Genomic DNA, 14,083 nt, shown 5'->3' with positions numbered 1-14,083 from the left:
GATTGTTCGCTATTGTGGCGTGATGTCAGCAGACAAGAATCCGACCAGATCCACGTTTGTGGTTCTGGTCGGATTCTGCGCTGTGCTGGCAATTGTCATCGTCGGCGGATTCTGGTGGGTCACGCGTAGCAACGACGCGCTTGCCGGCGAAACACTCGACGCCTTCCCCACCCTCGACCGCAGCACACTCAGTCAGTCACAGAGTGAACTACTAGCGACACTCGAGAAGGAATGGGAATCCGGTGCACCCGGCACCACGTATGCCGAAGGTGTCGAAGAATCCTGGTGCGCTGACTTTGTCAGCTGGAATATGAACAAAATCGGCATGCCGTATTCGAACCCCAATTCCGGTTCGTGGCGAATCCCCGGCGTCTACACATTGCAGGAGTACTACGAATCCGTCGGAACATTTGTGCCGCTCGGTCAGGACTATCGACTGAAGACCGGCGACACGATTCTGTACGACGATTCCAGCCCCTTCGGGCAGCACGTCAACATCGTGCTCCGCAATGACGCCGGCATTGTCACCACCGTCGGCGGCAACGAGAACAATTCAGTGATGCTTCACCGGTTCAACCCTGATGATGTCGCCGGCATCGTGGGGTTCGGGTCGTTCTGACGGCCAACTCCCTTCTCGTAGATGTTGCGATGTGAGTGGAGGGTTGGTGACATGGTCAGTTTCTGGTGTGCGTTGGGTCGATCGAACTTCGGAAATTTATTCGGTAAATTACGTGTTTCCGTCGCCCACTGACTATTTGCCTTTGCGAATGAAACTTTCCGCCAAAGGGAATTCGCCAATCTGATCTAGCTGAACCTGGCCGCTCTTCCCACAAAACGGAAGGGCTGGCAGATGCTCTGCCAACCCTTCCGACGATGTGACTGCAAGCGAGACGACTCCCCTGACTCGGAGCTACTACGCGCTGTCTACACCTGGAGATTCACGTCCGCTCAGCTCACGAAGTGCGTGAGACTGCGGTGCTCAGCGCGTTGGTGATTCGATCCGCACCCCACGGGAGCGAGATCGGGGACGGGAAGCCCAGTGCGTTCGGCACTCCGGAGTTGCGGGCAATCGACACAACCGAACCGCGCTGGACCGCAGACAAATTCCGCCACTGCTCGTTGTCGCGCATGTAGTCGATGTCCCCCGCTGGTGAGATGACAACCGCGATGTCGGTGTCGAGTTGGGCGACATACTCGTAGCTGATCACTCCTCGCCCGTCAGCATCGGTCGGCACTGTCTGCGCCCAGTCGGTCAGTTGGAAACCCAAGTCCTTCATGAGCATTCCGATACCGCGATCCTCACCGGCGAGGATGTACAGCTGCCCGTTCAGATCTCCGATCACCGCATTGAAATTCACGCCCTCGAATTCTGGGTGCGCTGCGCGGACGGCAGCCAGGTCGGCTTCGGCCGATCCGACGGCGACCTGCGCTTCGTCCTCCCTACCGAGCGCCTTGCCGATCTTGCGCGTCGAGTCCTGCCACGGTTCCACGTTTGCCTGTTCGTCGAAATGCACGACCGGGGCAATGCTCGAAAGCTGCTCATAGGCACGCTCATTGAGACTCCATTGCCCTGTTGCAACGATGACGTCGGGATCAAGGGCCACAATTTGTTCGACGTACGACTGCGGGTCACCCTCGAAGAGCAGTGTCGGAATCTCCTTGTCACCGGCGGACAACAGCGCGTCGACGCCACCACCGGGGTTCGGCGGCAACACCTGATACCCCATGTCGGCCAATGCATCGACCTGCCAAGGCCACGCCCCGACGCCGTTTGTCGAGACGAGAATGTTCGTATCGGTGGGCAGTGCAATGGGTGCGACACCCATCGAGATCACCATGTCCGCGTCCTGCGGCGACAACGGGAGCACCCGCTCGGCGCCGAGTGGTACCTGGGCTTCACCGAATTTGCCGGTGACGGTGACTGTTTCCCCCTCGGCAGTGTCGAGGGAGTTCCCGCCGCACGAGGTCAGGAGAAGTGCGAGGGCAACAAATGCGGCGGAGAGTGCGCGCTTCACAGCGGGTGTCCATTCGGTCCGCCGGGATTACCCGGGACGGTGCACGTGGCCATAGCGCGATGTGCCAAGAAACAAAGACTGTCGTTACTCAATTTCCACTGCCCGTCGATCCAATACCATTTGAGGGTCGCTTGTCCCGGTGCAGAGCCGGGCAACGAGGTCACGAGCTGGGCGCGCGCCACCTCGTCGGTCACCGTGACCGGGTCCGTGAGATCCCAGCGATAGATTCCGGCCGCGATGTTCAGGGCGCTTCCCACAGCGCGCACGGTGGGTACGCCGGCTGCGCCGCCTTCGAGCGCGGAAGCGACCTCCGCGTCACTTGTCGCCGAGTTGAGTCCGCGCTGGAGTTGACTGTTCAGTTCGGCGACGTCCGGCGTCGACGGCCCCTCGGGTGCCGATGCAACCGCCGGCGCGGCACTCGCCGCCGGAGCGCTGGGCGAGGCAGGTGCTGCGCCCGCTGCCGGGGCGCTGACCGCGGCCGACGCTGCAGGTGCGGGGGCGGCCACCGGAGCCGGAACCTGAGGTTCGAGCACCGTGACGCCGTCGTTGGCCGCAGCGGCGGTCGAGCCCGCGGTGCCGGCCCCCGCCGGAGAAGCCATGGTCACGACCACTTGACGTTCCTGGTCGCCGAGGTTCATACCAAACAGAACGAGTCCGGGAATCGCAATCCCGACAACCATTGCCGCACACGTGGACACCGCGACTGTCGGCCAATGAACGCCGCGGCGCGGCGCGGCGGTTTGTGGATGGCGACCGACGTCCTCGTCTCTCGACTCATCGAGGTCGTAGTCCGTCTGAATGCTCATCGCGTCGTCTCCGTTAGGCGCTCGGGTCTTCCTGATGGCCCAATTCGTTGAGGCCGTTGCGTGGTGAGTGGGTTCTCACCATCACGTCAGGATTTAGGTTAGCGTAGGCTAACACTCACATAACGGTCGGCGGTACACAGGCTCGGGAAGCGAGGGGTTGAGCGATCCCCTGCGAACGCTCAATTCCCAGAGTCAGCCGCCTCGGCGAGGTGCCCAACGACCTGGCCGGCGCTCCCCCGCCGCCCATGCCGGAAGCATCCTGCTGCGTAACACTGTTGGCATAGTCATTGGTGGGGTCTCGGTAGATGGTGTGGATGTGACCCCAACCCGAGGTTGTGTATCCCGCGACGTCAGCGCCGGCCGATCCCTGCTGATTAGCGAAATCTCGCGCTGCGTAACTACTACGGGCGGTGCGGGTTCCGCGAGGTTGGTCGACGCGATTTCGACGCAGACTCGTTGAGCGTCACATTGTTCGAACGAACACTCGGATAACGAACTTCGACCGCTCGACGCGTATGTCTGCAGCGCGTAAGGCCGCAGACTTCGCACGGTTGGCGAAGAACGGAACTTCCGTCAGTAGCTCCGATGACTGCGCAAGTTGCGCAGCGGTACTCAATCACGAATTCGGCTGTCACTGAATGGGTTTTTCGATCTGTTCACGAAGGATATCGGCGTGACCTGCGTGCCGGGCGAACTCTTGGGTCATGGCAAGCAGTGTCCATCGCATGCTGACTTTTCCCTCGCGCGGGTTGTCCACGTTGTCGTCAAGGTCGAAACGGGACACGATCACCCGTGATCGTTGGCTGGCGCGCTCGAATTCCGCAATGACATCTGCCAGCGACTCGTCGTCGGCGACAGCGAAGGTGCCCTCGTCGCGACGCGAGTATCCATCACATTCGGATTCATCGAGTCCTGCCCAAATCCGTTGAAACCAGATCCGTTCCGCGGCAGCGGCATGCTTGATCAACGAGATCGGTGTCGTCAGCGAGGCGACGAGCCGTCGGCGGGAGTCAGCTTCAGACAGGCCTCGTACGGCCTCGATCAATGCCTCACGGCTTTGGTCGAGCATGTTCTCGATGATCGAACGCTCCGTGCCGATAGTAATTGTGTTGATGGACATAAGATTTCACTCGATTCTGTTGTAGGGTTGGTCAAGCCAAGGCGCCCTGTGCCAGTCAAAGTGAGTAATGGAACGCAGCGATCCGCTCGCTGTCAGGGAGTACGCGCTCGAGAGTTCCGCCAGAATGGCCAGCGCCAGTACCGCAGCCCAGGATGCTTGTGAACTGCTGCCAAAGCGCAGCTTATCGCACAGGTGCGATTCGGGAAAGGAAATTGACCCGAACGCTGCCGGGATCTGATCGAGCGCCTTCCGTGTGCGCACCCACCTAGGCTAAGGATGTCTTGACAGCCTGTTCCGTGAAACAACCTCGAACAGGTGCAGCGAAGGTAGCACTGGCGGGGCTGCCGAAAATCTATCGCAGGGAAGGGATTCGGAGCCTGGACAGGCAAGCGCTTCGTCGAGTTGTCTCAACTGTCCGACGATGCGCCAGATGTTCAGATACTGAGGGCGGACATGATCTCGCCGAATGCACCTTCACGCCCAGGCAAGATGACCTTCTGAAACAGCGTCAACACACACTCGTCGATGTCGTCCGTCGCGGACAAACTCTTGCGCGACACCTCAATTGCGCGAAGTCCACGCGCACGCACGTACCGAGCCAGCTCGATTCCGTCGCGCCGCGCTGCTGCCTTACGACCTGAGGAATGTTCGAACCGATAGTGGCGCCCAGCGACCGCAACCTCGCAGAGTTTGTTCCTGCGCCGCATCCCATGGCGCTTCTCGTCCGAGACACTCACAGCCGTGCCGTCCGGGAATCGCAAGGTGGCAGGCTTCCCCTTGATCAGTGCGGGACCGAAGCGCTCAATCCGTTCGGCGATTGTCTCCCGCTTCAACCTGCCGAAATGTGCGATGAACTCGTCGCCTTCCGCTGGAAAGAGTTCGGCGCGCACTATGGTGGCAGGATCGAATATCGCAACGGACGAGAGGTCTGCCGCGATACGCACAGACCATCCTGTCTCGGTGGGACTCTTCCAATTCATGATCCGCAGTATCCCACCGCGGCAGTGGCCAGACTGACATCACGGGTGCCACCGGCTCGCGGGTCTGATCATGGTTCAGGAGCCGACGCATGAAGATGGAATGTCGCGCCCTTCTCTAGTTCGTCCGCGGTGAAATCCGGTGACGTGAAACTCCCCGCGTAGGGCGCTGAACTGCTGACCGTGAGTGAGTAATTGCGTTGATTCGCGGGGATGGCATCGAAGCGCGCCACATACGTGCAGGTACCGGTGCCATCGGGATTCTGTTCCACGGAGTTGACTTCCAGCACAGACCTTGTCGATGCGGCGCCGCTTCCTCCATCAACGAATATCGTGTCGTTCGGCGCCACCGGGATTGTTCCGACGATGCACTGTCCGGAATCCGGATCGGCTCGTTCAGCGTCCCCGATGACGGTCACCACGGCGGTAAAGGTTTTCGGATCATCTGTCTTGGACACACAACCGGTCAGCGCCAACGTCCCGATTGACAGCAATACTGCAGCGTGTCTGCCCCTTCGCCCCATGGACTCACAGTAGACCGACACGAGCGGATGGAAGATTGATGTCCGAGAAAGTCTGAAAATCAGGGCACAGGCGGAAAATTAACGACTGCCCCGTCGAGCGGCAACTGGTCGGTGCGGTCGCCCTCGTTCGGTCCCTTGACGAGAGCGCCGGTATCTGCCGATCCGACAAACGTGAAGCTGTCGATCTCGTAGGGCACATTGTCGCCGGACAGCGGCACCGCCGCCCGTGACACATGGAAGTGCAGATGCGCTTCTGAGGTGTTGCCCGAGTTGCCGAGGTTCCCGATCACCTGACCCGTGGTCACCAGATCCCCTACATTCACAGTCGCCGACATCGGTTTCAGGTGGGCATAGAACGCATAGTTTCCGTTGCCGATGTCGATGATGACGTAGTTGCCACCCAATTGATCGAACGGCATTTCCTTCGGAACTTGTTGCGGCACTTGATCCTGCTCGCCCGACACGACAGCCACGACGGTGCCGTCGGCCACCGCCAGCAGAGGCGCGCCGTAGGCGAAGTAGTCCTCATTTTTCGATCCGTCACCACGAGACCTGCTGAGCGGGACTGCATCCGGGTCGATCCTCAGCCAGTCGACGGCAAATCGCTCGGTGCCGTTGATCCTGCCACCGACCGCCATCATCCCGGCGCGATGCTGCGAGAGCCCGCAGCAACCGTCCCCGACCACCCAACTGTCGCCGGCTAATGGAGGACCGATAACCACCGGCAAGTCTGTGCTGGTCATAACTGTTCCACCGAACTGCGCGACGTTATCGGGATATCGCGCAGCACTGGCAGCGTCCTCCGGCGTTGCTTGGCCGAACGTCGCAGTCAGTCGATGGGTCACTACGGATGGAACATCGTCAGGGCTCTCGTACTCGTCGTCGAGCACCATCAGCACAGTGCGCCCCACCGGGATCTCGGTGAACGGCGTCCAGGAAAAGTTACCTACCAGAATCGAACGCGCAGATACTTGGCCCTGATCGAGGGTCGATACGACGGTCCCGTCCGGTCCCCCGGCCAGCGTTTCGATCTTTGTGATGGTCGCGGGCCGCGGTGAGAAGTTCAGCACTTCGATCTCGTAGGCCACGTGCAGCATTCCGTCAGTCCCGGTGACAGGGATCGGATTCGGCCCGAGCGCCGAGATCACCAACGGCGACGTGACGTCGGTTTCGGTCGGATAGCCGCGCGGGATCCCCCCTCGACTGTCGATGGTCGACGTCGTGAGCACGGTCGGTCCGGTGGTGTCGATCGACGATGAACACCCGGCGATGACGAGGGTCATTACTGCGGCGGCGATTGCCCACCCTGCCCAAGGGCTGTGTGAAGTCGTCATGCGAACTCCAGAGCAGGCCCCTGCCCAGTGCGTCGGCCCAGTTGTTTCGAGCCTAGGCACGGAAGACCCTCTTTGTCCTGATTTTGTGGATCAGGACAAAGAGGGTCAAATCCTCGTGATCAGGCGCCTACGTACGACGCGAGATGCTGGCCGGTCAGGGTTGAGCGATCGGCGACAAGATCGCTCGGCGTGCCCTCGAACACAATCCGTCCACCGTCGTGACCGGCACCGGGACCAAGATCGATAATCCAGTCTGCATGTGCCATGACCGCTTGGTGATGCTCGATGACGATAACCGACTTCCCGGAGTCGACGAGTCGATCCAGTAGTCCGAGCAGCTGCTCGACGTCAGCCAAGTGAAGGCCTGTGGTCGGCTCGTCGAGGACATACACGCCGCCCTTTTCGGCCAGGTGCGTGGCAAGCTTGATGCGCTGACGTTCACCACCCGACAGCGTCGTGAGGGGCTGGCCGATGGTGAGGTAGCCGAGCCCCACATCCACGAGTCGCACCAGAATCTTGTGTGCGGCCAAGGTTTTAGCCTCACCGTCACCGAAGAACTCTTCAGCCTCGGCGGCCGACATCGCTAGAACCTCGCTGATGTCCTTCCCTCCGAATTTGTACTCCAGGACATCGGCCTGGAACCGCTTCCCCTCGCACTCCTCACACACCGTCGCAACGCCGGCCATCATCGCCAGATCGCTGTAGATGACGCCGTTGCCGTTGCATGTGGGGCAGGCGCCCTCGGAGTTGGCGCTGAACAGCGCCGGCTTCACACCGTTGGCCTTCGCAAACGCCTTGCGGATGGGGTCGAGCAGACCGGTGTACGTTGCAGGGTTGCTCCGACGCGAACCGCGGATCGCGCCCTGATCGATCGACACCACTCCCTCCCGCTTCGCGAGCGAGCCATGGATCAACGAACTCTTCCCGGACCCGGCGACGCCCGTCACCACAACCAGCACACCGAGTGGCACATCGACGTCGACGTTCTGCAAGTTGTGGGAGGTTGCGCCACGGATTTCCATTGCGCCCGTTGACTTTCGCACGCTCGCTTTTAGTGCAGCTCGGTCGTCGAAATGACGTCCCGTGACCGTGTCACTGGCCCGCAAGCCGTCGACGGTGCCCTCGAAGCAGACAGTTCCGCCCGCGGCACCGGCGCCGGGGCCGAGATCGACGATGTGATCGCCGATAACGATCGTCTCCGGCTTGTGCTCGACGACAAGGACCGTATTTCCCTTGTCACGCAACTGCAGCAGTAGGTCGTTCATGCGCGCGATGTCGTGGGGATGAAGGCCCGTCGTGGGTTCGTCGAACACGTACGTGATGTCGGTGAGCGAGGACCCTAGATGGCGAATCATCTTGGTGCGCTGAGCTTCACCACCGGACAGTGTCCCGGACGGCCGGTCAAGGCTCAGATAGCCCAGTCCGATCTCCACGAACGAGTCGAGCGTTTCACCGAGCGTCGTCAACAAGGGCGCCACTGACGGTTCTTTCAAACCGCCGACCCACTCCGCGAGATCGCTGATCTGCATCGCACACGCATCAGCGATGTTGATGCCTTTGATCTTCGACGATCGCGCACCCTCACTCAGCCGTGTGCCATCGCACTCGGGGCATGTGGTGAACGTGATTGCCCGCTCAACGAACGCCCGAATGTGCGGCTGCATCGCGTCGACATCCTTGGACAGGAACGACTTCTGGATCTGCGGAATCAGTCCTGTGTACGTCAGGTTGATTCCTTCGACCTTGATCTTCGTCGGTTCTTTGTAGAGCAGGTCGTTCAGTTCCTTCTTGGTGTACTTCTTGATCGGCTTGTCGGGATCGAAGTAGCCGCATCCCCGGTAAATCCGGCCGTACCAACCGTCCATGCTGTAGCCGGGAACAGTGATCGCACTATCGTTGAGCGACTTGGTGTCGTCGTACAGCGCTGTCAGGTCGAAATCGTTGACCGAGCCGCGCCCCTCACAACGCGGACACATTCCACCGGTGATGCTGAAGGTCCGCCGTTCCTTCGTCTGACGGCCACCGCGCTCCACGGTGAGCGCACCCGCACCGGAGGCTGACGCGACATTGAACGAAAATGCCTGGGGCGAACCGATATGCGGCTTACCGAGACGACTGAAGAGAATACGAAGCATCGCGTTCGCGTCGGTGGCAGTACCTACCGTCGAGCGAGGGTCGACGCCCATCCGTTGCTGATCGACGATGATCGCCGTGGTCAAACCGTCGAGCACGTCGACGTCCGGCCGCGCCAGAGTCGGCATGAACCCCTGAACGAAGGCGCTGTACGTCTCATTGATCATCCGCTGCGACTCCGCGGCGATGGTGCTGAACACCAATGAGCTCTTGCCCGAACCCGAGACACCGGTGAAGACCGTCAGCCTGCGCTTGGGAATTTCGACGCTGATGTCCTGGAGGTTGTTCACGCGCGCGCCCTGCACGCGGATCAGGTCGTGGGTGTCCGCAACATGTAGCTCTCGCTCCGCCATTTCAGCCGTGCTCATCATGTCTCCATCTCTCAGGTGAGGGCCACCCACACAGTGTCGCCCTGTGTGGGTGGCCGCGGTTCTCTTCAGTTGACTCAGCGGAGCTCTTGGATGCGGATCAAGTTGCCTGCTGGGTCGCGGACGGCGCAGTCCCGAACACCGTACGGTTGCTCGGTCGGCTCCTGGACGACGTCGATGTCGCCGGCCTGCAGCCGCTCGAAAGTACCGTCGAGATCCTTGGTGGCCAACAGAATACCGGCATAGGTGCCCTTGGCCATCATTTCGACGATGGTGCGACGCTCCTCGTCGGTGATACCCGGATCGACGGCCGGGGGATGCAACACGATCGACGTGTTGGGCTGGTCGGGCGGGCCGACGGTTATCCAGCGCATCCCGTCGTAGCCGACGTCGAGGCGGACCTCGAAACCGAGCAAGTCGCGGTAGAAGGAAAGGGCGGCCTCCGGGTCGTCCTGCGGAAGGAAACTCGATGCAATGGTGATGTCCATGAATGTCACGCTATCTGCGGCTGGGGGCCGGCGCTTCTCGATTCCTGATCGGTCTTGTCACCTGTTTCGACACGCAGGACGGCATGCCCTCGGTCACGCCGGCAGCCTCGTCTCGATAGACGCTCGGTGGGACGCCGACCAACTCGGTGAAACGAGTGCTGAAGGTACCGAGCGATGAACAGCCAACGGCAAAACACACCTCGGTGACACTGAGATCACCGCGACGCAGCAGCGCCATGGCGCGCTCGATGCGCCGCGTCATCAGATAGGAATACGGCGGCTCGCCGTACGCCAGCCTGAACTGGCGACTGAGGTGCCCGGCCGACATGTTCACTCCGCGGGCAAGCGCCTCCACGTCCAGGGGTTGCGCGTACTCCCGGTCGATCCGGTCACGAACACGCCGAAGAAGCGCGAGGTCGCGCAGTTGTTGCGAAGTCGCGGGTCTACTTGTCACAGGTTCGATCGTGCCATGTCCGCGCACGTTCTCGCCGATTTCCGCGGGGAAGCGAACAATGATTTGGTCAAGCTGACACGGCTTCCGGCACGCTGAAACGTGTGCTCACTGTTTGCAAACTGTGTTAGCTCCGAGGCACCTACGACCGCAACATGGCCACAAACGCAGCAATGTTCGTGACCACGCGATCAGCCTTCTCCTGCTCGGTGAGATTTTCCTGATACCGGTTGCCTGCCGACGGCCGCCGCTTGTTGCGCGCATACAGCGGACAGGCCAGGTCAGTGCACATATAGGTGCCGATTGTGTCGCCGCGTCGGCCGGCCTCACCGATCTTGGCGGCGGTCAGCAGTGATACTCCCCCGCTGCCGTGCGTCGTGAGGCAAATCGTGCACATTTGCGCGCGACCTGATTTGCCGGTTTGGTATCGGAGGGCGATGCCGACTAACTCGTCGCCCTGCGGGATCACCAGATATCCCCGCCCGGGCATGGTCGGATCGTTCCAACCGAAGAAATCCAGGTCTTCCCATGGGCGCTTCTCGAGATCCCGTGGCACCGGCAATCGTTTTGCGTCGCCTTTCGAACAATTCACGAACGACGCGCGAATTTCGCGTTCGGTGAGCGGCAGCACGGTGGAACTCCATTTCGACAGTTGAATCAAGCCGAACCGACGCTACTCACGATCGTTACCTCGCGCAACGTATTTTCCGGGCTACGCGATCTAATCCGTCTCGAGGTCGACCACCAAGAAATCCTCCCGGCGTGGCCCCCACTCCCGGTCTGTTAGTTGATAGGAACGCAATCCCTGCGGCGGGTGCGCCAACTCGTAGAACTGTTCGGTCCCGGAAACGAACTGCATCGATGCCCACCCCCAGCGCGAACCGTGCGGTTGCCGCGGATCAGGCTGCATATCCGAAACGATGGACACGAGTCGAAGTCCACGAACAACTCCTGTAGCAACGGCGTCCGCGTCGAAATCCTGCCAGGCCTGCGACGCATTCGAATTCTTCCGCATCGTGCCCGCACGTAGATGCAGCGCACCGGATACCTCGATCTGCGACGGAATCGGTAGATCAGCGTTAAACGTGAACTGTAGATTGCCCGCACCGCCGATCGAAGGTTGTTGTACCACATCAATATCCGGGTCTGCAGTCAACCGCCGCACTATCGGATTCGAACTTCGGCGAACGTCCGCGACACACGACCAGGTCGGCTCCAACGCAGCCCACCTCCGCGGACTGTCAGGGTTCCACGACAATCCCCAACGGATGGTTTCTCCCAGCTTCGGCGGCACAAACCACCGAAACCGTAACCAGTCGATCACTACCGGAGTGTTCATGCCTGACCGTACCAAGCAGCGTTCTCAGAAAAGCGTCAATGCCGCTCCGGCACCGACCAATTCGCGTTCAACCCGTGGACCCTCGAGCTCACGATGCTGCGACGGTCCCGCCAATCCATGACGCTCCACCAGCGGTTCGACGCGCTTCTTGAGCCAACTCTTGTACTCCGGCGTGACGTAGGCACCGCGTCCGTAAAGTTCGCGATACCGGCGGATCAGCGCGGGATGCTCTTGGGCCAGCCAGTTCAGGAACCATCCGCGCGTACTGCCGCGAAGGTGCATCGGAAAGACCGTCACGCCGGTGGCACCGGCGTCGGCGAGTGCGGCAAACAGTTCGTCGAGGTGCTGGCTCGAATCTGTGAGGAACGGGATGACCGGCGCGACCATCACGTTGCACGAGAATCCGGCGTCGGTGATTGCCCGGATCATCTCCAGTCGAGCGCGCGGCGATGGTGTGCCAGGTTCGATCTGCTTCTGTAAGACGGGATCGTTGATCGCCAGCGACACTCCGATGCCGACATCGACCTGGGTGGCAGCCATTTTGAGCAACGGCAGATCTCGGCGCAGCAAAGTCCCTTTCGTAAGGATCGAAAAGGGCGTACCGGATTCTGTCATCGCTCGAATGATGCCGGGCATCAATCGGTATCGGCCTTCGGCCCGCTGATACGGATCGGTGTTGGTGCCCAGCGCTACGGGTTCACGCTTCCATGACTTTCGCGCTAATTCCTTGCGCAGAACCGCCGCAACGTTGGTCTTCACGACAACTTGCGAATCAAAGTCCCGGCCGGCGTCGAGGTCGAGGTACTCATGGCTCGACCGCGCGAAGCAGTACCGGCACGCATGGGAACAACCGCGAAACGCATTGACCGTGTAGTTGAATGGCAACGTCGATGCTTCCGGCATCTTGTTGAGCGCACTCTTACAGAGCACTTCATGGAACGTGATGCCCTCGAACTCAGGCGTCTGCACCGAGCGGACCAACCCGGCTCGCTCGAGCCCGGGCAACGCTCCGTCGTCTGCATCCAATGCCTGACCCGACCACCTCATAACCCCAAGTCGAACACTTGTTCTATGCTATGTCAAGATGAACCGTGGAAGCGACCCGTGCTTCACCACGGTCGATCAGTTGTTGGCAGAATCAACGCCATGTCCAACAGAATCAACATCTCGTCCGGTTCCGAATGGGAACCGAAGATCGGTTACTCCCGCGCCGTCCGCATCGGCAATCAGGTTGCGGTTTCAGGCACCACCGCCCCCGGCGAAACCCTGAACGATCAGACCCGTGCCGCACTCGACACCATCAAGGCCGCTCTCGAAGAAGCCGGCGCTTCGCTCGACGATGTCATCCGCACCCGCATGTACCTGCGCGACATGTCGCAGTGGGAGCAGGCCGCACTCGCTCACGGTGAAGTATTCGGCGACATCCGTCCGGCTACGACAATCCTCGAGGTCAGCTCGTTGATCGACCCCGCTCTACTCATCGAGATCGAAGCCGACGCAGTTCTGAGCTGACTGCAGTGCTGAGCTGACTGCAGTTCTCAGCTGATTGCCAACCCGGCAATCATGAATCGGTTCAACTACTGTGAGCCGATGAAATCGAGCCGAATCGTGACCACAGCGATCGCACTGAGTTTCACATTCGCTCTACTCTTGCCCGGATCCGTAGCTGCGGATCCGGGCAAGAATCTATCCATAGCCTGCGGAACTCCACTGACTGCCGGCGAGGTCGAAAGAATTGCGTACCTCAGCGACGTATCGACGCTGCACGGAGAAGGCCTCGAACGCTTGGAGTCCGCAGTCGAGCGGCATCACCAAATCACCACAATCCTTGTATCACATCATGATTGGCGCGGACTCTTCTCGATCGGTCTCGATGCCGTCGAACATGAGGCAGTCATGCCCCTGCAGCGCGATCCGGCCGCATTCACCAACAGATCCTGGTCAAATTCAGTCAGTTACGAACTATTACGCCGCTATCTGACCAATATCCACGCCGAATTCACCGGCGCTCCTACCGATCCCGCATGGAGCAACTATTACTTGTTGACGCGCCAATGCGACATCAGTCCCGCGCGCGTCGCCATGGCAGGCTACAACGCACACCTCACAGTCGATCTCGCCTACACCGTGGCCACCGCTACCACCCAGCCCGTCGATATCCCCGATTTCTACAAGATCGTCGATTCCATCGCGACAAAAGGCGGTTCGATAGTTTCCGACACCAAAGCCGAATACGGCGCCGACTTGGGCCCACTATGGCGGTTCTACTTCGTCGGTGAGGGGCTCGATCGGCTGACCGGAAACTCCGAACCGTCCCAGCTTCTGCTCAGGGCCGCCGACAGTGGATACAACACGATCACGTTGACCAACGGTTTTGCACTGCAGAACCCGTATACGAAGGCCGGCACCGAACAGGAGATCGACGCACTGTGGCGCACTACCGACGTCGCGCTCGACGCGCTCGCACGCCTTGGCGGCCTGTGACGCCGCGACCGACATGACGATCAATCGGACATGCCTGCGACAAT

General features: G+C 60.5%; 16 protein-coding genes and 1 pseudogene. 3 read left to right on the top strand and 14 right to left on the bottom strand.

Annotation, left to right across the window (positions count from 1 at the left end):
* The first annotated feature begins 22 nt into the window (after nucleotides 1–22).
* Nucleotides 23–619, top strand: coding sequence for a CHAP domain-containing protein (locus KYT97_RS02675; protein ID WP_219111705.1), 597 nt, complete (start codon nucleotides 23–25; stop codon nucleotides 617–619).
* 334 nt (nucleotides 620–953) lie between these two features.
* Here KYT97_RS02675 and KYT97_RS02670 read toward each other — a convergent pair whose 3' ends face one another.
* From KYT97_RS02670 to KYT97_RS02610, 14 genes and pseudogenes are all read right to left on the bottom strand, one after another.
* A complete protein-coding gene (locus KYT97_RS02670; RefSeq protein ID WP_095886196.1) occupies nucleotides 954–2,015 on the bottom strand; it encodes an ABC transporter substrate-binding protein in 1,062 nt (353 codons plus the stop codon).
* Nucleotides 2,012–2,821 (bottom strand): MTB12 C-terminal domain-containing protein, encoded by an 810-nt coding sequence (locus tag KYT97_RS02665; protein WP_095886195.1) that lies wholly within the window; start codon nucleotides 2,819–2,821, stop codon nucleotides 2,012–2,014. Before KYT97_RS02665 ends, KYT97_RS02670 begins: the two co-directional genes overlap by 4 nt.
* 115 nt (nucleotides 2,822–2,936) lie before the next feature.
* Nucleotides 2,937–3,206 (bottom strand): annotated as a pseudogene (locus KYT97_RS30825) (hypothetical protein); the annotation flags it as partial.
* Nucleotides 3,207–3,452: 246 nt separating this feature from the next.
* Nucleotides 3,453–3,941, bottom strand: coding sequence for a DinB family protein (locus KYT97_RS02660; protein ID WP_219111704.1), 489 nt, complete (start codon nucleotides 3,939–3,941; stop codon nucleotides 3,453–3,455).
* 6 nt (nucleotides 3,942–3,947) lie between these two features.
* The gene (locus KYT97_RS02655; RefSeq protein WP_219111703.1) at nucleotides 3,948–4,202 is read right to left on the bottom strand and encodes a hypothetical protein; all 255 of its coding nucleotides are present in this window, start codon (nucleotides 4,200–4,202) and stop codon (nucleotides 3,948–3,950) included.
* Between the two features lie 173 nt (nucleotides 4,203–4,375).
* Nucleotides 4,376–4,921: a hypothetical protein gene (locus KYT97_RS02650; protein WP_219111702.1), complete on the bottom strand. Its 546-nt coding sequence runs from the start codon at nucleotides 4,919–4,921 to the stop codon at nucleotides 4,376–4,378.
* A gap of 68 nt (nucleotides 4,922–4,989) precedes the next feature.
* The gene (locus KYT97_RS02645) at nucleotides 4,990–5,442 is read right to left on the bottom strand and encodes a hypothetical protein (protein ID WP_219111701.1); all 453 of its coding nucleotides are present in this window, start codon (nucleotides 5,440–5,442) and stop codon (nucleotides 4,990–4,992) included.
* A 59-nt stretch (nucleotides 5,443–5,501) separates the two neighbouring features.
* Nucleotides 5,502–6,776, bottom strand: coding sequence for a M23 family metallopeptidase (locus KYT97_RS02640; protein ID WP_245006001.1), 1,275 nt, complete (start codon nucleotides 6,774–6,776; stop codon nucleotides 5,502–5,504).
* A gap of 119 nt (nucleotides 6,777–6,895) precedes the next feature.
* The gene (locus tag KYT97_RS02635; RefSeq protein WP_033236257.1) at nucleotides 6,896–9,277 is read right to left on the bottom strand and encodes an ATP-binding cassette domain-containing protein; all 2,382 of its coding nucleotides are present in this window, start codon (nucleotides 9,275–9,277) and stop codon (nucleotides 6,896–6,898) included.
* A gap of 77 nt (nucleotides 9,278–9,354) precedes the next feature.
* Nucleotides 9,355–9,765 carry a VOC family protein gene (locus tag KYT97_RS02630; RefSeq protein ID WP_033236256.1) on the bottom strand — a complete coding sequence of 137 codons (411 nt, stop codon included), beginning with the start codon at nucleotides 9,763–9,765 and terminating at the stop codon, nucleotides 9,355–9,357.
* Between the two features lie 10 nt (nucleotides 9,766–9,775).
* Nucleotides 9,776–10,219, bottom strand: coding sequence for a helix-turn-helix transcriptional regulator (locus KYT97_RS02625; RefSeq protein WP_187328577.1), 444 nt, complete (start codon nucleotides 10,217–10,219; stop codon nucleotides 9,776–9,778).
* Between the two features lie 139 nt (nucleotides 10,220–10,358).
* Entirely contained in the window at nucleotides 10,359–10,847 is a 489-nt protein-coding gene (locus tag KYT97_RS02620; RefSeq protein ID WP_092808172.1) for an FBP domain-containing protein, read from the bottom strand.
* A 90-nt stretch (nucleotides 10,848–10,937) separates the two neighbouring features.
* Nucleotides 10,938–11,555: a hypothetical protein gene (locus tag KYT97_RS02615; RefSeq protein ID WP_219111700.1), complete on the bottom strand. Its 618-nt coding sequence runs from the start codon at nucleotides 11,553–11,555 to the stop codon at nucleotides 10,938–10,940.
* A 24-nt stretch (nucleotides 11,556–11,579) separates the two neighbouring features.
* On the bottom strand, nucleotides 11,580–12,602 hold the full coding sequence (locus tag KYT97_RS02610) for an Rv2578c family radical SAM protein (RefSeq protein WP_219111699.1): 1,023 nt from the start codon (nucleotides 12,600–12,602) through the stop codon (nucleotides 11,580–11,582).
* 99 nt (nucleotides 12,603–12,701) lie between these two features.
* On the opposite strand from KYT97_RS02610, the gene KYT97_RS02605 reads away from it, so the two are divergent.
* Nucleotides 12,702–13,067, top strand: a complete 366-nt coding sequence (locus KYT97_RS02605; RefSeq protein ID WP_219111698.1) for a RidA family protein — start codon at nucleotides 12,702–12,704, stop codon at nucleotides 13,065–13,067.
* 78 nt (nucleotides 13,068–13,145) lie between these two features.
* Complete coding sequence (locus KYT97_RS02600) at nucleotides 13,146–14,039, top strand: DUF5995 family protein (RefSeq protein WP_033236254.1); 894 nt, start codon at nucleotides 13,146–13,148, stop codon at nucleotides 14,037–14,039.
* Nucleotides 14,040–14,083: the final 44 nt, after the last annotated feature.

It is taken from the genome of Rhodococcus globerulus, assembly GCF_019334125.1.
GTDB lineage: Bacteria > Actinomycetota > Actinomycetes > Mycobacteriales > Mycobacteriaceae > Rhodococcus_F > Rhodococcus_F globerula.
This window is presented reverse-complemented; position numbering and strand designations above follow the sequence as displayed.

Excerpts from the sequence above, each read along its gene's own strand:
- KYT97_RS02675 (WP_219111705.1), top strand. The coding sequence starts at position 23 with ATGTCAGCAGACAAGAATCCGACCAGATCCACGTTTGTGGTTCTGGTC.
- KYT97_RS02665 (WP_095886195.1), bottom strand. The coding sequence starts at position 2,821 with ATGAGCATTCAGACGGACTACGACCTCGATGAGTCGAGAGACGAGGAC.
- KYT97_RS02660 (WP_219111704.1), bottom strand. The coding sequence starts at position 3,941 with ATGTCCATCAACACAATTACTATCGGCACGGAGCGTTCGATCATCGAG.
- KYT97_RS02650 (WP_219111702.1), bottom strand. The coding sequence starts at position 4,921 with ATGAATTGGAAGAGTCCCACCGAGACAGGATGGTCTGTGCGTATCGCG.
- KYT97_RS02645 (WP_219111701.1), bottom strand. The coding sequence starts at position 5,442 with ATGGGGCGAAGGGGCAGACACGCTGCAGTATTGCTGTCAATCGGGACG.
- KYT97_RS02640 (WP_245006001.1), bottom strand. The coding sequence starts at position 6,776 with ATGACGACTTCACACAGCCCTTGGGCAGGGTGGGCAATCGCCGCCGCA.
- KYT97_RS02635 (WP_033236257.1), bottom strand. The coding sequence starts at position 9,277 with ATGAGCACGGCTGAAATGGCGGAGCGAGAGCTACATGTTGCGGACACC.
- KYT97_RS02630 (WP_033236256.1), bottom strand. The coding sequence starts at position 9,765 with ATGGACATCACCATTGCATCGAGTTTCCTTCCGCAGGACGACCCGGAG.
- KYT97_RS02615 (WP_219111700.1), bottom strand. The coding sequence starts at position 11,555 with ATGAACACTCCGGTAGTGATCGACTGGTTACGGTTTCGGTGGTTTGTG.
- KYT97_RS02610 (WP_219111699.1), bottom strand. The coding sequence starts at position 12,602 with ATGAGGTGGTCGGGTCAGGCATTGGATGCAGACGACGGAGCGTTGCCC.
- KYT97_RS02605 (WP_219111698.1), top strand. The coding sequence starts at position 12,702 with ATGTCCAACAGAATCAACATCTCGTCCGGTTCCGAATGGGAACCGAAG.
- KYT97_RS02600 (WP_033236254.1), top strand. The coding sequence starts at position 13,146 with ATGAAATCGAGCCGAATCGTGACCACAGCGATCGCACTGAGTTTCACA.